Genomic DNA, 19,195 nt, shown 5'->3' with positions numbered 1-19,195 from the left:
GACAGCGCGACCGGCCGCCAGCTCGGCGTAGCTGTGCTGGCGGCCGGTCGCGCTGTCGATGACGGCAATGGCGGCCCCGCGCGCGGCAGCGCCTGCGAGCACGCTGTCATGCAGGGTGCTCGCGGCGGCGGCACAAATTTCCTCGTCCAGCATGTGCTTGTTATTCCTTACCAGAGTCATACCTATCCTTCAAAATTTGCGGCGCACCGGCGTGGCCTTGAGCGCGCACGGGTCCCTGGCCGCCGGCAGGGGCCGGCAGCCTGATGTTCTGTATCGTTGTCTGATGCCGGCCTGAAGCCGCAGCGGCACTGCGGGCGCTATGGCCCGTGGCCGGCCCTGTGGCGGCCTGGGTTCGATTTCATCGGTGCTATTGGTGGATCACGTCGATGTCAAGCATGGCGTTGTGGCGCCGGTATCCCAGCATCCCGCTGGCGGCTGCGGCGAAGGGATGCTGGGCGCCGGGGAATTAGCCGCCGATACGGTGGTGGCGGAATTGATGGCCGTTCAGATTGACGTCGGTCCGCTTGTTGTGGCCGAAACGGTCTTCGCCGGCAACCAGCACGGACGCGTACTTGTCCAGGTTGTAGTGTTCGCCGTGGTCAGTCACGCTGGTCATGCCTGGGAAGATCTGGGTGCTGCCTTTCACGTAGCGCGCGTTGGTGCTGTAGCGGCGCGAATCCGTGCTGGTGTTCGGGGCGGAACCATGGATGCAACGGGTGGTGAAGATGACGGCCTCGCCGGCCTGCATTTCCATGTAAACGGCGTCGTCCTCATTGGGTTCCCAATCCTTGTCGTATTTCAGGTCGGCGAAGGTATAGCCATAGAAACCGGTGCTGTCGTAGTCGAAATTCTTTTCGAACGTCTTGCTCTCATCGAAATACATGCGCTTGTGCGTGCCGGGCTGGAATTTCAGGCAGCCGTTTTCCTTGGTGCACTCGGTCCACGCAGTCCAGACCGTCAAGACGATGCCCCACTCGCTTTTCTCATTCGGGATCAATTGCGGCACCTTATTGTTGGCATAGGCGAAGTTTTCCACCTGGTGCCATTCGGTTCCCTTGTCGCCCGGGGACTTGGAAAACACTTCGGTACGCCACAAGAAGATGTCATTGCCCATCAGGCTGGCGAGCCGGTGGATGATCTTGGGATTGGTGGCGTGATCCGTCAGCAAATTCAAGTCAAGATGGCGGTCATAATGGTATTTGTTGGGCGTGTAGATCTTGCTTTCCGTGCTAACCAGCTCTTCGAAAATGTTGTCCCACATTTCCTCCGCTTCTTCTTTTTCATAAACCTTGAACGGCTTCAGGTAACCATTTGCATGGAAAAAATCAATTTCTTCTTGCGATAAAGAAAATTCAGCCACCGGTATATCTCCTCGAATGATTTAACAAAAACAAACTGCGTTACATCGGTATTGCGCGGGCGCGGCACGGCCTAGTCATTGAGTGCCTGATCCATTTCGATCGCCGCATTCAGGCGGGAAAAACCAACCGTCCTGGCGGGAACGCCGGCCACGGTCATGTGGGCAGGGACATCGCGCAGCACAACACTGCCGGCGCCGACCTTGGCGCCCTCACCCACTTCGATATTGCCAAGGATTTTTGCGCCGGCGCACAGCAGCGCGCCCCGGCGGATTTTCGGATGGCGGTCGCCGCGATGCTTGCCGGTGCCGCCCAACGTGACTTCGTGCAGGATGGATACCTCATCCTCGACCACGGTGGTTTCACCGATCACCAGTCCCGTCGCGTGGTCAAGGAAGATGCCCTGGCCCAGGCGGGCGGCAGGATGGATATCGACTGCGCATACCAGGGAAGTCTTCATTTGCAGCATATGGGCCGACAGATGCTGGCCGCGCAGCCACAACACATGGCTGACGCGGTACGACTGCAATGCAAGGAAGCCCTTACTGAAAAAGAACACCTGCAGTACACCCTGCGAAGCGGGATCGCGTTCGCAGAACGCTTCAAGATCGGCCGCCGCTGCATCACACAGCTCCCGGCATTGACTGATGATGCGCCCGACGATGTCCGGATAGGCTTCGCCGTTGTGCCCGGTGCTGAATAAATGGTGGGAAAGCAGCGCCGCCAGCGCGGACTGGAAATCGGCGGCAGCGCCGAGAATGCTGTGCAAATACGCCTGCGCGGCGGGTTCGCTTGAACCCAGCAATTGCAATTCGGCCCGCATCTGATCCCAGATCCTGTTCTGTCTGGCCATCAAGCCGGCACCATAAGCAACGTCGTCCAATATCACCGTCATTTCGCCTCTTTCAAGAGCAAACCATGAGCCATCAAGCAGTCGGTCGCATGTCCGGCATCGGCCTGGCGCCAATGCGCGGCAGGCGTGAGAAATTATTTTTATAATAAGCTTATGCGATTTCTAATTAATTATATTGCAATGCCGATCGTGTGTATACCGTATTAACACTTATTTAACATTGCTTTTACTTTAATAGTTAATGGCTTGTAACCACAGCTAAGACAGCGCTGTCTAATGGGAAATTTCTGTTTTTAACGAATAAAATTCAGAGGACGCTGTGTAGAAAAACCTGCGCCGGCCAAGGCCGCGCACAGGAAAATGTCTATACAGGCGACCAGCGATGACGCGAAAAGGGAAAAGGCTGAAGGTCGCCAGCGCGGCGTCGTCAAGGCGGGCAACTGGCCGGGCGGCATGGCGAAACTGCGCAGGATGGTGCTACGCGCTTCACTCTGAAAACAGCACGCACATTTGAGCGGGCGCAAACCTTGCGCTGCCCGTGTTTGACAAGATCGAGCACGTAACAGGCCAATCCAGTCTGCATTTCAGGAGAAACCTCATGAACTTTCGCGCCTGCTGGCTACTCGCCCTCGTATTGCCCGCGCTGAACATCCAGGCGGCGCAGCGCTACACCATCACACCCACGGGCGCTTCCGGGACCGCTTACGCTGGCCTCTCCATCAACCAGGCCGGCGACATCGCCGGCAACGCATTTATATTCAGTGAAGGTGTGCTGACGAATCTTGGCAGCCTTACCGGCAATTATGTCGAAGTCGGAGGCATCAACGATAGCCGCATGGTGACAGGCACGGTTTACTCCGGCTTCGGCCACGCGGAGCCCTTCATTTACAAGAACGGCGCCACAACAACGCTGGGCGCGCTGGGCCAGCAAACCGGCTATGGCTATGCGATCAACAATCGCGGCATGGTGGCCGGCATGATCGATACCAGTCCATTCGACTATCCAAACCAGTATGCCTTCGGCTTTATCTACGCGAACGGCGTCATGCAGGGATTGCCCACGCTGGGCGGCCGCCGAAGTTCGGCCAATGACATCAACGATGCCGGCGTCGCGGTAGGTATGTCAGACACTTCCGAACTGGGGAAGGCCAGCGCCGTGCGCTACGAAAATGGCACCATCACCGCACTGGATACCTTGCCCGGCAGCCCGGTCAGCGGCGCCAACGCCGTCAATGACCGGAAAGATGCGGTCGGATATTCCCTGGTGCAGATTAATGGCGGTTATCACGATCGCTCGGTGATTTTTTCCGGCGGCGCGGTGGCCGATATCGGCCTGCTGGGAAGCCCGTTCAATGACAGTGTCGGCTACGACATCAACAATTGGGGCGAAGTGGTCGGAACCGAGAGGCGGCAAACCGGCGGAAGTACCGGATATCTGTTTACGGACGGACATCTTCTTGATCTGAATACCCTGGTCGAGGGGCCGGGAAATTGGTCCATCACCGGCGCGCGCGGCATCAACGACCGGCATCAAATCGCCGCGTGGGGATGCAACGGCTCCGGCTGCCAGGCCCTGCTGCTTACTCCCGCCGCGATACCCGAGCCTCAGGCGTGGCTCATGGTACTGGCCGGCCTGGCGCTATTGCGGGCAAACAGCTTACGCCGCCTGATTTGCCCATCCACTATGCCGCGAGGCGCCATGAAGTTCCGGCCACAGCCGCTGCTGTAAACACATGGCATGCCGTGCCCCAAACGAGGCGCCGCCCGCCATAACACTGCCGCTGCCGATAGCGCGGCGACGATAGCCGGCATCCATGTCAGCGTTTCATACACTCGCTGGCCACTGCGCGGCCACGCGATCCGGCCCCCTGGGGCGCCCGGCTCGTTAGCACGCCCCGCATTGCCCCCATAACTGGCGGCGCTGGCAAGCTGAACCGAGCCGGCCAGCGGTGTCGGTGAAGTTGCCAACCGGCGGAGCGCTGCCAGGGGCGTATTGCCAGGCGCATGGTGCCCCCCAGCCGACAGCGATAGGCATGGAAACTGCATCTTCCCTCCATGCCTGGAGCCCGTCATGCGATACAAGCCCTCTAAACCGCGTCAACGCATTCTGTATCTGGCCTGCGCCATGCTGGCTGCCTTGGGTGTACGCCCTACGACAGCGCAAGTGGCCGAACGCGATTTGCTGCAAAGCCGCGCCGGCGCAATCGTATTGCACCATGGCACGGCAGTGGCCAACCCCGCGCTTCATGCGGCCGGCGCGGCGATCAGTTCCCCCTTCCCCGCCGAGCTGGACCGCCAAGGCCGCTTCTGGCCGGCGTTTGGCGCGGACGCCGCGCCGGCGTTGTCGCTCGCGGCGGCGGGCGTGGAAATGGAAATGGCAAAGCTGCCGCAGATCTCGCCAGGCGATCCACTGCGGCATGAAGGCCCTGAACCGGCCTACCGGTGGCAGGCAAGCATCCCGGCGCGCCATTGGCTGATGACGGGCTACGGCAATTACTATGGTTCACCAGACCGGTTGATGGCCGGTCCCGGCCTGCAGCAGGTGCTGGGACTGCAGATCCGCTCGCGCTACACGGTGGCGCTGGAAAACGGCGCCTACGTGCTGCGCATGGCAATCGGATTGCGCAACAATGGCAACGTTGCGCTGCATGACGTGCTTTTCCGGCTGTGCTTTACCGACGCCGTGGCCGGGCCGCCAGGCTCCCCCGCACAGCGGCTGTTCCGCGCCACGGGGCATAGCGTCGAAGGCCAGGCCATTTACAGCGGCACGGCGCACGCCGATGGTTACGGCCGGCGCGCCACCGCCGGCCATGCCGCCACGGTGGCCGCGACGCTGCTGCTGCCGTCCGAAACACGCACGTTCCAGCTGGAGCTGCGCGGCCAGCCGGTCATGGCCGCCACCGAACTGTACCCGGCTTACCTGGTCGGCATGCGCGAAGCCCCCGGTGGCGAGCGGCTGTGGCCCGCCAGCATCGTCAGCGGAGACGTGCCGCCCGCACCACGTTATTACTACCGCGAGGCCGCGCTGTTGATCCCGGCGCCATACCGTTTTTCCCTGCACGGTCCGCACGCCGAAGTGACACCCGCTCGTCCCGCCGACGGCTAACCCCAAGGAGCCAGCCATGCCAACATCCGCATCCCTGTTCCACCCAGCATTGCAGGCTGCATGCAGCATGCTGCTGGCCGTTCTGCTGCTTGCGCCGCCCGCATGGGCGGCCAATGAAGATACCCGGGTCGAAATCCTCCCCTCAAGCCATCCCGCATTTCCCGCGCTGGACCGCGTGCGTGTCGAACGGATCGTGCGCACTACGCTGCTGGAGCACAGTACGACGCCATATCTGCTGGCCAGGATACGCGTCCAGTTCGCCCCAGACGGCATACCGCTGCACCTGGTGGTCTACCTGGCGCACGCCAATATTTCCCAGGCCGATACGGCCCGCATCACGCTGGCCCCCGGCTACGTGGTAAGCGCGGTCGACACCGCCTACCAGCAGCGGGAAAGCGATCTCGAGCCGGGCACGTTCACGGTCCAGGATGCCGACATGCTGTTCGAGACCCCGGTCGACTTCATCGCCACCGCCGCGGCCGGCGTCCGGCGCGGCTGCGAGCTGGGCGCCGCTGCCGGCTATGCGTGCGACGTCCTGTTGGGCAGTGCCGCCGGCGTGCAGGACATCCGCAACTACCTGCTGGCGCCGCGCCTGAAAGCGCTGGGCAACATCGGCCACGGCAACCCGAACGGTATCCAGCTGGCCGACGGCATGTTGACCAATAGCTGGTTCGCCACGCTGCCGGCCGGCACGCTGGCCGGCAAGCTGCTGTATTTTAATTCGTGCCAGGTCCATAACGCGCCACTGGAACCGGCCATCATGGGCGCCGGCGCCCGTACCTACATCGGCGGCAACCTGAACCTGCCGATCGGCGGTTCGGAAGAAGTATTCAAATGCTTCTGGAATGCGGCACTGAACGACCGGTCCGGGATGGGCGCCGCGCTGGGCGCCTGCGAAGAGGCACAGGGCTTGACGGGCTTCCACGGCCTGTCCGGCGATGCCGGCCGGTTCACCGACAACCGTATCGGCGACGACGACGGCTATCACGCCGGCGACACTGCCGACCATGCTTACACGTCGCCCCGCGTCCAGCGCGTGCTGGCATATTTCGCGGGCCAGCTGGGCCAGCACGGCGGTGCCGGCCTCGACACCGGCGGCAGCGACCGTCCCGTCGGCCTGACACATGTGCTGGCGCTGCCGCCATTGGCGCAAGTCACCGCCGCCACGGTGACGCTGCGCCTGCGAGGTACCAACAGCCTGGTGAAAAACGACGTCATTTTTTACAACGATTCGGTATCCGCCACCGAGGCTGAGCGCGAACCCTGCGCTCCGACCGCGCAATGCGACGGCTTGCAACCGTTCCTGCCATATATTGCGCTGCGCGACCTGCTGGGCGCGGAACCGCGGGCGGGCGTCGATTACCTGGTGCACCTCAACCTGGCCAAGGTGCCGCTGCGCCTGCGCGACAGCACCGGCGGCCCCGGCGGCTCGCAGGCGCCGGCGCCCGACGTTTACCGCAACCTGCTTGGCGTGCTGGCCAGCGGCCACCTCGACCTGATCATCGGCGACGACAGCATGGTCGACTATTCGGAACTGGCGGTGAGCTATACCTTGCCCTCGCATGCGACCGGTGACCTGGACGGCGACGGCAGGATCGACCGCAACGACCTGGACATCATTTTGAGCGGCCTGGACACCGACGCCACGGCGGGCGGCGACCCGCGCGACCTCGACCTCGACGGCCGTATCACCGTGCTCGATGCGCGCCGCCTGGTCCTGCTGTGCAGCAAAACCCAATGTGCCCGCTGACTCCCAAGGAGAAACTGCCATGAAAAAATCGCTGCTCGTCCTGGCCATGCTGCTATGCATGGCAATGCCCGTCCCGCCGGCCCATGCACTGGCCCTTTCGCTGTTTCCCCAATCGGGCTTGCTGATACACCGGTTCGACGACGTGTTCATTGACATCAACCTGATCGGCCTGACATCCGGTGCCCCCGGCAGGACGCTGGGGGCGTTTGAAATGGACCTGGAATTCGATCCGCAAGCCTTCCAGAAAATCGACATTGCGCCCGCCGGCTGGGGTCCGGCATTGGGCAACGTGGCGGCCGGTGAAGCACTGGCTTCGATGGCCCTGACTGCGCCCGGCGTGCTGCACATCAGCGCCGTTTCACTGCTGGAAACCAGCGCTGCCGGCTGCAGTTTTTGCACCGGCCCCTATCTCGACGAATTACAGGGCAACAGCTTCCACCTCGCGACCGTGGGGCTATATGCCTACAATCCCGGTTTCGTCGACATGACGACCAACATCGGCACACGCATGGCCGTACTGGCCGACGGCGCCGGCAACCGCTTGCCCGATGTGCCGGACGCGCTGCTTCAGCTCACCATACCGGAGCCCGGCACGGGTCCGTTACTGCTGCTGGGGCTGGTGAGTGCCGCCATCGCCGGACGCGTGTGTCGCCGCAGCGCCACGAAACGTCCCGGCCCATGAGCAGCGGGGCTGCCTGGGCGTTCGCGGCACAATCGCGGCGAATTCGATGCGCGATGAACTGACAGGCAAGCCACGGCTGCTTTCCCTGCCATTCAGTCCCGGCCATCACCACGTTTGGAGGCATCATGAGAACCCTCATCGAAATGGCAGCCAGCCTGCACCTTGCCATGCGGTTCTGTGCAACAGGGACCCTGCCGAAATTGCCGCGGGATGCCAATTTCCCGCGCACTTTCCGTGGAAAGAGGGGCTGGAGCGCGGTCGTTGCCGGTGCCTTGCTGCTGGACGCTGCAGCCTATGCACAGGTGACTCCGCCCCTGCCCGACGGTCCTCTTACCGTCAACATACGTTCCACCAGCCGCGTCGTACAGCCGTTTGCCATCACCTCCGGCAGCATGGCTGGCTTTACGGACAGCCTGATACCCATGGGTGTCAATGAATCGAAGAATGTAAGCTATGCGCAGTTCCAGATCGTCTCGCCGGTCAGCGTCAAGATCACTTTCAGTTCTGACGACGGCGGCAACTTCGACCGTCTGTTTGACTTCACGCCAGGCATTTATTTTGTGGGCATGCAATATACATCGCCCCTTCTTTCCAGTGACTACGCGGACCTGTGGATACAAAAATTCGACGGCCGTGTGTTCGGCCCGAAACTGCTGGAAGTCAGGAAGTCCGCCGACAGCTATGTGCATGCATTTTTCCGCACCGCCAGCAGCGGCGCTTCGGGTCTCGCCCAGGTGACGACGACTGAGCACACTGTTTCGGTCGACAAGACGCTGAATATCCCTGGCGGAGACGCCACATTCAACAACAGCGACAGCCTCTGGCCAACTGGGCTGTATTGTCCCAGTCCCACCACCTGCGCGCCGATGACCAGGACCATCAGCGCCGGCGGCGCAAGCGTGACGCTGAGCGTAAGCAATGGCATGAACAGCGCCAGCGGCGTGTTGCCGCCGTCGCGGTACGACCGGATCGATGCCAGCAGCAGCGGCACAATCGTGCATCTGGTCCACACGCGCATTCCCTTCGTTCCACCGGGCGCCCCAACCATCGACGCGCTGCCGGCGCAGGCGCCCATCACAGCGGCTTACGGCGTGCGTACATTGACCCTGACCGGCATCGGTGATGGCACTGACGGAGAAATGCAGGCATTGCACCTGAGTGCGGTGAGTTCCGACACAGCCGTCATCCCAGCACCCGAGCTGATCTATCATCCGGGCGACAGCACGGCAACGCTGCACTACCGCGCCGCACCAGGCGCCGTGAGGAAGGCCACCATCACCGTCACCGTAACGGACGATGGCGGAACGCCCGGCTATCCGGCAGACGACCAGTCCACCACCATGAGTTTCCAGGTCTCCGCGCTCGCCAGGCGCGCCTGCGATGTGCCGGCATGCCATGTCTACGTCACCCAGCGCGATAATGCCCTGACCGAAGTAATCGATGCCGGCACCAACATCGCGTTCGACGACAATCTGCGCGGCAGCTCCCCATTGGCGATCAGCCCGGACGGCAGGCAGCTGTACTCGGTAGTAGGCAGTTCATTCCTCATTACCAATCCCGCCACACATGATGTGCTGGCTACGCTCACGCTTCCCGATGTGCCCACTGCCATGGCCCAGTCCCCATCCGGCGACCGGCTGTACCTGACCATTCCCGCACGGCTCATTGGCGCCACCGATGCGCTGGCGGTGGTCGATACCGGCGCCAGGACGGTAACGCAGTTCGACCTTGGCACCAGCGGCTTTGCCGATGGCATCGTGTCCAGCCTGGATGGACGACGACTGTATGTCAGTACCGATGACGGCGAGCTGCTGACTGTCTCGACTCCGGCACTGCGCGTGCTGGGATCGGTGGCGATAGACGACGGCCCCCATCATCTGGCAGCCAGCCCAGGGGGAGACCGCGTTTATGTCGTCAGCCGTGACCACAACAACGTTGCGGTGGTCGATACCATCGGCCAGGCGATGGCAGGACGAATCGCCACCGGCAACCGGCCGGAGGGCATCGCCCTGACGCCCGACGGCAAGAAGGCTTTACTCTCGGTATGGGTGGGCGCCTATCAGGGCCGGATCGACACCATTGACACCACGACGCTGACCGTGACCGGGAGCACCGGCCTGAACGGCTTGAACGGGCCGAAGGAAATTGCGCTCACACCCGACGGTACGCGCGCCTATGTTTCCTTCGAGACGGACCGCTCGGTGGTTGTCCTGTCGACGCTGACCGGACGCATCGTGAAGACCATCCCCATCGGCACGCCTACGATCGGCATGGTGATGGCGCCATTGCCGCTGCTTCCGTTGCTGATGGGTGACGTGACACATGACGGTGTCGTCGACCAGCGCGATGTCGCCCGCTTGCTGGCCGACCTCAACCTGACGGTCAATGCCTCGGCCTGCGGCCTTGCCTGCGACCTGGATGCCGATGGCGTGATCACTGTGCTCGATGCGCGGCGCATGGTGAACCTGTGTACTGTCGCGGGCTGCGGTGCGCGCTAGCGTGACCAAGCGTTTCTTAGCCATGCCCAGCACAAGTATCGCCACACCGTCCGCGCAGCGGCCAAGGCACTGCCTCCCATCCGGCGTGGCGGCTACACCCTGTCCATATTGCCGCGCTCGGCAATGCTGCCTGCCCGCCGGCGCGACCATGTGCGACGGCCACGAGCTGGTTCCGCGCCGTGTCGCCGTGGCGCGCCATATGGCACTGTACAGCGCGGGCCAGGTCGTGCAGAGGGCGGTCTTCATCGTCCGGTTCGGCAGCTTTAAACATACCCGCGCCGACCAGTGCAGCCGGCAGCGGATCACCGGTTTCCATATGAGCGGCGACGTGCTTGCGCTCGACAGCATAGGATTGCAGTGGTACCAGTCGGCCGCCACTGCACTCGAAGATAGCGAGGTCTGCGTGATCAGCTACGACCTGATGCGCACCTTCCCCGCCTACTTCAACGCGCTTGCCAGCACGGCGATTGCAAGGGCACAGCATGTGTCGCTGCACTTGCGGCGCACCAGCGCCCCGCAAAAACTGGCAGCGTTCCTGCTTGACCTGGCGGGTGAATTCGACGCGCGCGGCTATGCATCAAGGCATTTCCGCCTTCCCATGCGGCATCAGGATATTGCAAACTTCCTCGACATTACACCTGCCAGCATGAGCCGCTTATTGAAGCAATTCAGGCTCATGCAACTGATCGACGCATCGGAGCGGGAAATTATGTTGCGTGATCCACGCGGCTTGTCCTGCGTGATGGCAGAGGGTATGCCCTTCAACTACGGCGGATAACATGCCTTCGTATTGCTGCCCGCCGCCGCCGAACGCGCATCCGCGCCTGCCATCGAACGGCATCCCGTCCGGCTCCGCTCCTGCCAGGGACAACACGCTGTCCACCATCTCCTGCGCCAGTTGCCGCATGCGCGACTTGTGCCTGCCGGCAGGCTTGAGCGACAGCGAATGCGCCGGTTTCGAACGATTGGTCGTACGGCGGCGTCTGCTGTTGCGGGGTGAAATACTGCACCAGATGAACGAACCCATGCAGGACAAACTGTACGCCGTCCATAGTGGCCAGATCAAGTGTTACCAGGTTTCGTATGCAGGCGAACAACGCATCACGGCGCTGCCGTTTGGCGGCGAAATACTGGGATGCGATGCAATCGGCAGTATGGTCCATGCGACATCGGCACAGGCCAATTGTCCCAGCATCATCTGTGAATTCAATTACTCGCAACTGGTTGCAGCGGCACGCAATTTCACACCGCTGGCGCGGCGTATGGAGCTGTTACTGAGCAAAGCACTGGCGCACCAGCAGTCTGTGAATCTCATGCTGAGCCTGCCACGTGCAGAGCAGAAGCTCGCCACTTTCCTGTTGCAAACCGCTTGGGCTTGTGCATTGCGTGGCGGTGATGGCATTACCTTCGAGCTGGGTCTCTCGCGCCGGGACATCGCCGATTATCTCGGCCTGACCGACGCAACGATTGCCCGGCTGCTGCAACGTTTCATCCGCTATGGTTGCCTGGCCGTGTTCCGCCGGCGTTTCACGCTGCTCGATGCCATCCGCTTGCGGGATATCGCACGCGGCGACTACCACACCGGTGAGGCTCGCCGCGCACAGCAAGCCTTGTGAATGGAGCCGCCATCCTGGCTCAGCCGGAAGGCAGCAGCACGGCAGTCCCCCTTACCCGCCCAGCGCCCAGCGCACGCGCATTCACTGCCCAATTCACCGCCCGAACCAGATTTCACAGAAGTGGTTTCAGCATCATTTCCACTATCCTGGCCAGCAGCCTGCCGTAAAGCTGGCAGTTGCCTTGGCAGGTCTGGAAACGGCTGCACGGCCAGTGCTATGGCCGTTGCAGCCGCTGCGGTGCGCTGATCCCTGCCGAGCGCCTGCCGGGGCTGTCCGAAGCGCACCTGTGCCTGTACTGCCAGAGGGCCAGCGCTGCCCGTGATCAGGTCAGCTGCAGCGCCGCATGCCTTGGCAGGCGCACGCTGGCGCCATCGAGGCGGAACACGCTGACCACTTGCTGCAGTTTATGGGCCTGGTCCCGCATCGATGCCGAGGCGGCGGCCGCCTCTTCCACCAGAGCCGCATTTTGCTGGGTGACGGAATCCATTTCCGAGATGGCCTGGTTAATCTGTTCGATGCCGGCTTCCTGCTCTTGGCCGGCATCGCTGATTTCCCCCATGATGGCTGTCACGCGTTGCACGCTGGCCACCACCTCATCCATTGTCTTGCCGGCCTGCTCCACCAGCCGGCTGCCGGCGCCCACCTTTTCCACGGAGTCGTTGATCAGCGCCTTGATTTCGCGCGCCGCGGCCGCGGAGCGCTGCGCCAGGTTGCGCACTTCGCTGGCCACCACGGCAAAGCCGCGGCCCTGCTCGCCCGCCCGCGCCGCTTCCACCGCGGCATTCAGGGCCAGGATATTGGTCTGGAATGCGATCCCGTCGATCACGCCGATGATGTCGACGATCTTGCCGGCTGATTCGCTGATCGATCCCATCGTGGTCACCACTTCCGACACCACGACGCCGCCCTGGCGTGCGATCTGCGATGCGCTGCCAGCGAGCTCGTTGGCGCGGCGGGCGCTGTCGCCATTTTGCTTGACGGTGGAAGTGAGTTGTTCCATCGACGAGGCCGTCTCCTCCAGCGAGCTGGCCTGTTGCTCCGTGCGCGAAGACAGGTCGAGGCTGCCATTGGCGATTTGTCCCGACGCTGCCGCAATCACGTCGGTCCCCTGGCGCACCTGGCCGACGATATCGCGCAGGCTACCGTTCATTTCCTTCAGCGCCTGCATCAGCTGCCCCGTTTCGTCGGCTGACGTGACCGCGATATCACTGCCCAGATTGCCGGACGCCACAGTCTGCGCCACCGACAGCGCACGGTTCAACGGAATCGAAATGATGCGCGCCAGCCACCAGACCAGGAACGCCCCCAGCACCAAACTGGCGGCAATCACGGCAATGATCCACAGGCGCGATTCCGCATACAGCCGGTCCCCGGCCTTGCTGGCTTCGATCCCCCCCTGAACGTTGATGTCCGCCAGCTGCTCGATGGTTTGCGTTACCGCGCGGAACATTTTGCTGGAATCGCCGCGCAGGACAGCGCTGGCCTCGTCATTCCGGTTTGCGCGCGACAAGGCCAGCAGCTTGGCGCTCTCGGCAAGGTAACGCTCCACTTGCCCGCTGAATTCACCATAGAGCGCACGTTCCGACGCTTCGCTGATCAACTTTTCATATTCGGCGCGGTGCTTGGACAACTGGCCGCCCAGCGTCACCAGGCGCTGGTCGAACTCCTTGATTTCAGCCTCGCCGGTGGCCAGGATATGCTGCACTTCCAGTGAACGGTAGCGTGCCAGGTCGTACTTTATTTCAAGCAACACGCGCACACTGGGCATCCAGTTTTCTTCCAGGTCCGTCGAGGTCTGGTTGACACGCGCCAACTGCACAATGGAAAACGCCCCCAGGCCGATGAACAGGAACAGGATCATGCCAAAGGAAACCATCAACTTGGTCGCGATGCGCAAATCATGAAATCGTTTCATATCTCACCATGTCCAGGACATATTAAATATCAAAAAATATGCAACTCACCAGCAAGCCGCCGTGCGCTGTTATGGCAACAGGGGATGCTGTTAAACGGGAGCGGCGTCACGGCCCATCCGGCTACCTGCGCCGCTGCCCGGTCTGCGCGCAGCGCAGCTGGCCGGAGTTTCTCCCTTTAAAAACTTTCCCACTCTGCCAATTCGGCAGGCGCCCGGCCTTTCCTGCCCGCGGCTGGTTTGCCAGCAGTGGGCAATTTCTCCGCCACCAGTCGAAGCGGCGGCTTGGCGTTGGCCTTGGCGCGTGCAGGTCCCGCAGCCGCTGCCGCTGCCGGCACGGCGCCGAGATTGAAGACCGAGACCGTCGTCGACAAGTGCGCCGCCATTTCCCGCAGCGAGTCAGTGGCAGCGGCGGCTTCCTCGACGAGCGCGGCATTTTGCTGCGTGACCGTATCCATTTCCGATACGGCCTGATTGATCTGCTCGATGCCCACTTCCTGTTCCCGGCTGGCAGCGGCAATCTCATTCATGACACTGCTTACCTGCTGCACGCTGTGCACGATCGAGCGCATGGTCGCGCCGGCATCCGTCCCCTTGACGAAGTCTGGTGCATTGGCCACGGGGTCGATGACACGAAGCCATGCAACGCGTGTACGCGCTCGATATCGACGCCAAAAAGATAATCACCTATGTCCACGGTCACCAACCGGCGGCAGCCTACCGGCGCCGTCTCGTGCTCTGCTTGCATGACAAATCCTTTTTGATCCGGGTTCCCGCCTGCCGCAGCAGCCAGGGCATCTCAATTGGGAAGCGGCGGGTCTGGGCCGCGGGCGGAAGCAGTGACTACGAAGATGAGGTAGTCGTTGAGGCTATGGGGCGGTGTACTGGCAGCACATCAATACCGCCTGCCTTGGGAAAGGCGTGCTTACTGGTTACAAATCGTAGCACGAAAAATTCCCAAAATAAACAATTTGATCAATTTAGTCAATTTCAACAAATAGCCGACACTCCCTTGAATTGGGCGAATTTTTCGAATAAGTTATTACTGGAGAACTGGCCGACGGACGCCGCGGCGTGGCAGGCGGGCACCTGTTTAATACAGCTGGCATGTAGGGGCGCCGCCGGCCAGATTTAACCGCAAACGCTGGTCGCCCTGGCAACAGCAATCCGCCCTGGCGCCCATCCGGACTGCCGGCCTGTCATTGGGACCTGATCGTGAATCTCATAAAACTTCCCGTCGCCGAATTGCAACTTGGTATGTATATTGAAAAAATGGCGGGGCCGTGGCTCGCATCGCCATTCTGGCAGCGGCAACTCTTGCTCGACAACGTAGACGATCTGAACAAGCTGCGTGCCAGCACCATCCGCGAAGTCTGGATCAATCTGGCCAAAAGCACCATTGTAGTCTCACCCGCCGGCTCGGCGGACGCGCCGGCGCCGCCCGCCGAACCCGCAGCCATAACTGAACCCGCCCCGCCCCCCGCCGTCCGGCCAGCGCTGAACGCCATCGTGCCGGTCGGCATTGCCGATGAATTGGAACACGCGACCGTCCTGCTGAAAAAATCCAGGGAGGCGGTACAGTCGATGTTCATGGAAGCGCGCATGGGCAAGGCCATTTCCATGGAGGCCGCGGCGCCGCTGGTCGATGAAATTGCCGAGTCGGTACTGCGCAACTCCGACGCCATGATCGGCCTGGCCCGGCTGAAGACATCGGATGACTATACCTACATGCATTCCGTCGCGGTGTGCGCGCTGATGGTGGCGCTGGGGAAACAGCTGAACCTGGACGATGACGCATTGCGCGAAGCGGGCATGGCCGGACTGTTGCACGACATTGGCAAGATGGCGATTCCCCTCACCATCCTGCAAAAGCCGGGCAAGCTCTCCGACGAGGAATACCAGCAGATCAAGCGCCACCCCAAGGCTGGCTACGACATGCTGGCCAGCCTGCCCATGATCCCGGCGGCGGCGCTTGATGTCTGCCTGCACCACCACGAGAAAATCGATGGCAGCGGCTACCCCGAAGGGTTGAAAGGCGGCAGCATCAGCCTGTACTCGCGCATGGGCGCGATCTGCGACGTCTACGATGCCATCACCTCGAACCGTCCGTACAAGCAAGGCTGGTGTCCGGCCGAATCGTTGCGCCGCATGGCGGAATGGAGCAAGGGCCATTTTGACGAACGCATCTTCGCCGCCTTTGTCAAATGCCTGGGCATCTATCCGATCGGTACGCTGGTCCGCCTGAAATCGGAGCGGATCGGCGTGGTGGTGGAGCAAGCCACCGGCAAGCCCCTAACCAAGCCCAAGGTGCGGGTCTTTTACTCCGCCAAATCGCGCAGCTACCTGCGCCCGGAACTCATCGACCTGTCGGCACCGGGCGTCAAAGATGGCATCGCGTCGACCGAAGAGGCGGCCACCTGGGGGCTGGAGGATATCGACCGCTACTGGTCGGGCGAAGTGGAATTCATCTGACCGGCCCGATCCGCCTACCGCCGATCCGCGAGTGCCCGGCCAGCCCGGCGGGCCGCCATGGCGCTGCCGGCCGTCTCCAGGCCAGGCAGATCCAGCCACGGGTCATCCACGCTGTGCGCGGCACGCTGAAACATTTCGACGTCGTCGTTGCGCAGCGCTGCACCGGCCTGTTCCAGCGAAGCGTACAGTGCGCATGGCCGCTACCAGCTCCCTGCAGGTCTGCAGATTCATACCGGCGGATCTGCTGCCGTTGGCAAATACCTGCAAGCCCTGTTTTCCGCGGCTGGCTTGTTGCTAGCTTCGCCGGTGGGAGCAGTAATTGGGGGATATGCTGGAGCTGTTTACTTGGTTGGTTCATTGGCTGGGACTGTAGGCGGTGGGATGGCAGGTGGATGGGTGGCAGCCCGCTTGACTGACACCTACTACGGCAACCGATAAGATGAAGGAGTTTGTCTTGAATAGACCGTTCTTTTTGCCAAGTGGTTTGTCTTTGGAATGTCGACGCAATCAACTTGAATTGTTGAAATTGACTTCCGATAAGTTGCAGAATAGTCGTGATAATGGTGAAACTTGGATAGAGTTTCCTTGGAGGGGTACTCTCTGTCTACGAGTTGCCAGTTTTCTTGGAACATTCAACTGGCCTCCTGTCTTAGATTGCTTTGGCTGGCGAGCAGGAGCAGTTTCCATAGCTTGGCACTCAAAGGGAGATGACGAAGCTAATATAGGAAAATTCATTGGTGCATTCGACGAACAAAAAGGAATTTGGCGAATGAAATATATGGGCACTTTCGACCTCGGTAGTGGTGAGTTACTGACTTGGTACGAAAAGGTTGGGTTTGAAGTCTTAACAGGCACCATGCGCAGATGACTCGGCAACAACACCTTTTATGCGGTCTACACCAGCAACGACACACAGAACAGCGACGCCAGCGTGCGCACCGGTTATGCCTACGACCGCCTGGGCCACCTGCTGAAAACCACCAGCGCCGCCACCGCCATCTACCAGGCCGACGACCAGCTGCACCGCCTTGGCGCGACCAGCCGGGACGATATGGGCGTGATCCAAACCGGCTTTGCCGCCCAGGAAACCCTCTACCGCTATGACGAGCTGGGCCGCCGCATCCAGACCACGGTGGCCTCGTCCAACACCGCCCAGGCCGCCACCGTCACCAGTGCGGTGCGTTACGACGCGGCCGGCAACGTCGCCGCCACCCGCGATGCCTTCGGCAATACCACCCGCATGAGCTACGACAATTTCGGCCACCGGCTGAGCGTCGTAGACGCCGAAGGCGGCACGCTGACGTGGTGTGTGGATGCCTTCGGCCACGTGCTCAGCCACACCGACCTGGAGGACGTTACCACCCGCTACACCTACACGTCGGCCGGCCAGCTTGCTACCGCGCGCTCGTCGCGCGAGCGCACCGACTACCGTTACGACCACGCCACCGGCCGCCTGAGCCAGGTCGACCAAACCCTGGGCGGCGTGCACACTGTCGCCACCTACGGCTATGACCTGGCCGGCAACCGCACCATGGAAAAAACCGTGGCCGACGGCCGCCTGCTGCAAAACCAGACCAACACCTATGACCGCGCCAACCGCCTGGCCGCCATCGACGCCACCGGCATCCGCGGTGCCAGCTATGCGGTGCAATACCGCTTCGACCAGAACGGCAACCGCACCTGGCAGCACGTGCGCTATACCACCGATGCCGGCGACGTCAAGGATATCGATGTCGTCAACCATTTCGACCGCATGAACCGCGAAGATGGCAGCACCGCGACGGTCGACACCATGACCCATCAATACCAGTCCTACCGGCCACGCCAGGCCTACCAGGACGGCGACGACCCGTCCTTCCAGACCGTCAGCAGCCACCGCATCCGCTACGACGCCATGGGCAACCGTGTCGAAGACATGATTGACGGCGCCACGGAAACCTACCAGTACGATGCCCAGGCACGCTTGCAGTCGGTGTACCGCGACGGCAAGCTGGTGGCCTCGCGCCGCTACGATGGCGCCGGCCGCACCGTCGAGGCGCTGGACGGCGGCGAGCGCCGCGTCAACGCCTATGACGCCGGTGGCCACCTGCTGCGCCAGCGCGTGCGCGACGCCGGCGGCGCCTTCCAGTACGACGTCGACTATGTGCACTACACCGTCGGCAATCCTTTGACCTGCTACGCGGCCGCCTACGACCGGCTCGGCAACAACACCTTTTATGCGGTCTACACCGGCAACGATCCCATCGCCAGCCGCACGTCGTGGACCAACATTTATTACAACAAACACGGCGATGCCTGGCGCGACGACAAAACCACGGTGGGCGCGCCGAAAAGCACCATGCTGGCCACCACCAAAACCTATGCCGGCAACAACCTGGCGCGGGTCGACAAGGGCGGCAAGGATGCCAGTAAAACCACCCTGGCCTACAGTGTCGACGGCCAGCTGCTGGAAAAGCGCCTGAACCTGGCGGCCAACAATGCCACCCACATCCTGCTGGCCAACGGCGAGCTGGTGGGATCGAGCGACAACCACAATGAATCGTTCAGTGAAGCCAGACGATGAAACGAAATAGCGGAGCAAATGCGGTTGCGGGAAGAGCTAATGCGCCGAGTTCAGATCGGCGCTAATTAAGCGATAGGCTGTGTCCGGAAATGCCGGGGCAAGATCACGGCCCTTCGCTAAAAAAAACAGCTACTACGGCCTCTGCTGACTTCTCGCTCGGTTTTACCAACATCGCCTTTTCAGGCATGAGGCGAGATCTCCCCAAGGTAAGAACGCACTCCTTCCCTGCACAACCGCCGGATTTACGCCGCTACGCTTTGACCCCGAGAGCTTTGCGGTTTCATGCCCGCTCGCCCTGCTTGGCAGCGCCTCCTATCCGGTTCTTGTTCATCGGCTCGCAGTTTCGCTCCACGCTTCCTCCCCACAGTCGGTCACCCTTCTGCAG

Annotated in this window: 16 protein-coding genes; 11 read left to right on the top strand and 5 right to left on the bottom strand. The window is 61.8% G+C overall.

Annotation, left to right across the window (positions count from 1 at the left end):
- The 3 genes from GM668_RS10080 to cysE all read right to left on the bottom strand — a co-directional run.
- Window positions 1-180 (bottom strand): hypothetical protein (locus GM668_RS10080; protein ID WP_155438791.1); only part of this gene is annotated, 180 nt, incomplete at its 3' end.
- A 286-nt stretch (window positions 181-466) separates the two neighbouring features.
- Complete coding sequence (locus tag GM668_RS10075; RefSeq protein WP_155438790.1) at window positions 467-1,360, bottom strand: chlorinating enzyme; 894 nt, start codon at window positions 1,358-1,360, stop codon at window positions 467-469.
- Window positions 1,361-1,431: 71 nt separating this feature from the next.
- Window positions 1,432-2,253, bottom strand: a complete 822-nt coding sequence (gene cysE / locus GM668_RS10070; protein ID WP_211923370.1) for a serine O-acetyltransferase — start codon at window positions 2,251-2,253, stop codon at window positions 1,432-1,434.
- A gap of 556 nt (window positions 2,254-2,809) precedes the next feature.
- Here cysE and GM668_RS10065 point away from each other — a divergent pair.
- The 7 genes from GM668_RS10065 to GM668_RS10035 all read left to right on the top strand — a co-directional run bounded on the left by GM668_RS10065 (window position 2,810) and on the right by GM668_RS10035 (window position 11,863).
- The gene (locus GM668_RS10065; protein WP_155438789.1) at window positions 2,810-3,940 is read left to right on the top strand and encodes a hypothetical protein; all 1,131 of its coding nucleotides are present in this window, start codon (window positions 2,810-2,812) and stop codon (window positions 3,938-3,940) included.
- Window positions 3,941-4,282: 342 nt separating this feature from the next.
- Complete coding sequence (locus tag GM668_RS10060; protein WP_155438788.1) at window positions 4,283-5,317, top strand: hypothetical protein; 1,035 nt, start codon at window positions 4,283-4,285, stop codon at window positions 5,315-5,317.
- 16 nt (window positions 5,318-5,333) lie between these two features.
- Complete coding sequence (locus tag GM668_RS10055; RefSeq protein ID WP_155438787.1) at window positions 5,334-7,067, top strand: hypothetical protein; 1,734 nt, start codon at window positions 5,334-5,336, stop codon at window positions 7,065-7,067.
- A gap of 19 nt (window positions 7,068-7,086) precedes the next feature.
- On the top strand, window positions 7,087-7,749 hold the full coding sequence (locus GM668_RS10050) for a PEP-CTERM sorting domain-containing protein (protein ID WP_170305569.1): 663 nt from the start codon (window positions 7,087-7,089) through the stop codon (window positions 7,747-7,749).
- A gap of 125 nt (window positions 7,750-7,874) precedes the next feature.
- Entirely contained in the window at window positions 7,875-10,247 is a 2,373-nt protein-coding gene (locus tag GM668_RS10045) for a dockerin type I domain-containing protein (RefSeq protein ID WP_155438785.1), read from the top strand.
- A 148-nt stretch (window positions 10,248-10,395) separates the two neighbouring features.
- On the top strand, window positions 10,396-11,025 hold the full coding sequence (locus GM668_RS10040) for a helix-turn-helix domain-containing protein (protein WP_170305568.1): 630 nt from the start codon (window positions 10,396-10,398) through the stop codon (window positions 11,023-11,025).
- Between the two features lie 154 nt (window positions 11,026-11,179).
- The gene (locus tag GM668_RS10035) at window positions 11,180-11,863 is read left to right on the top strand and encodes a helix-turn-helix domain-containing protein (protein WP_170305567.1); all 684 of its coding nucleotides are present in this window, start codon (window positions 11,180-11,182) and stop codon (window positions 11,861-11,863) included.
- A gap of 322 nt (window positions 11,864-12,185) precedes the next feature.
- Here the strand turns inward: GM668_RS10035 and GM668_RS31585 are convergent, their stop codons facing one another.
- Window positions 12,186-13,778, bottom strand: coding sequence for a methyl-accepting chemotaxis protein (locus GM668_RS31585; RefSeq protein WP_155438782.1), 1,593 nt, complete (start codon window positions 13,776-13,778; stop codon window positions 12,186-12,188).
- Between the two features lie 176 nt (window positions 13,779-13,954).
- Window positions 13,955-14,395, bottom strand: a complete 441-nt coding sequence (locus GM668_RS10025; protein WP_371868673.1) for a methyl-accepting chemotaxis protein — start codon at window positions 14,393-14,395, stop codon at window positions 13,955-13,957.
- Window positions 14,396-14,415: 20 nt separating this feature from the next.
- Between GM668_RS10025 and GM668_RS10020 the strand changes: the two genes are divergently transcribed.
- The 4 genes from GM668_RS10020 to GM668_RS10005 all read left to right on the top strand — a co-directional run bounded on the left by GM668_RS10020 (window position 14,416) and on the right by GM668_RS10005 (window position 18,810).
- A complete protein-coding gene (locus tag GM668_RS10020) occupies window positions 14,416-14,910 on the top strand; it encodes a hypothetical protein (RefSeq protein WP_155438781.1) in 495 nt (164 codons plus the stop codon).
- Window positions 14,911-14,990: 80 nt separating this feature from the next.
- Window positions 14,991-16,247 (top strand): cyclic di-GMP phosphodiesterase, encoded by a 1,257-nt coding sequence (locus tag GM668_RS10015; RefSeq protein WP_371868672.1) that lies wholly within the window; start codon window positions 14,991-14,993, stop codon window positions 16,245-16,247.
- Between the two features lie 454 nt (window positions 16,248-16,701).
- Window positions 16,702-17,115 (top strand): hypothetical protein, encoded by a 414-nt coding sequence (locus GM668_RS10010; protein WP_155438780.1) that lies wholly within the window; start codon window positions 16,702-16,704, stop codon window positions 17,113-17,115.
- Between the two features lie 63 nt (window positions 17,116-17,178).
- A complete protein-coding gene (locus tag GM668_RS10005) occupies window positions 17,179-18,810 on the top strand; it encodes an RHS repeat protein (protein WP_155438779.1) in 1,632 nt (543 codons plus the stop codon).
- Window positions 18,811-19,195 lie beyond the last annotated feature (385 nt).

This window comes from Pseudoduganella ginsengisoli, from assembly GCF_009720865.1.
Lineage (GTDB): Bacteria > Pseudomonadota > Gammaproteobacteria > Burkholderiales > Burkholderiaceae_D > Rugamonas > Rugamonas ginsengisoli.
The sequence above is the reverse complement of the archived record's forward strand: the minus strand, read 5'-3'. Positions and strand labels throughout refer to the sequence as shown.

Excerpts from the sequence above, each read along its gene's own strand:
- GM668_RS10045 (WP_155438785.1), top strand. The coding sequence starts at position 7,875 with ATGAGAACCCTCATCGAAATGGCAGCCAGCCTGCACCTTGCCATGCGG.
- GM668_RS10065 (WP_155438789.1), top strand. The coding sequence starts at position 2,810 with ATGAACTTTCGCGCCTGCTGGCTACTCGCCCTCGTATTGCCCGCGCTG.
- GM668_RS10060 (WP_155438788.1), top strand. The coding sequence starts at position 4,283 with ATGCGATACAAGCCCTCTAAACCGCGTCAACGCATTCTGTATCTGGCC.
- GM668_RS10040 (WP_170305568.1), top strand. The coding sequence starts at position 10,396 with ATGTGCGACGGCCACGAGCTGGTTCCGCGCCGTGTCGCCGTGGCGCGC.
- GM668_RS10020 (WP_155438781.1), top strand. The coding sequence starts at position 14,416 with ATGCAACGCGTGTACGCGCTCGATATCGACGCCAAAAAGATAATCACC.
- GM668_RS10055 (WP_155438787.1), top strand. The coding sequence starts at position 5,334 with ATGCCAACATCCGCATCCCTGTTCCACCCAGCATTGCAGGCTGCATGC.
- GM668_RS31585 (WP_155438782.1), bottom strand. The coding sequence starts at position 13,778 with ATGAAACGATTTCATGATTTGCGCATCGCGACCAAGTTGATGGTTTCC.
- GM668_RS10050 (WP_170305569.1), top strand. The coding sequence starts at position 7,087 with ATGAAAAAATCGCTGCTCGTCCTGGCCATGCTGCTATGCATGGCAATG.
- cysE (WP_211923370.1), bottom strand. The coding sequence starts at position 2,253 with ATGACGGTGATATTGGACGACGTTGCTTATGGTGCCGGCTTGATGGCC.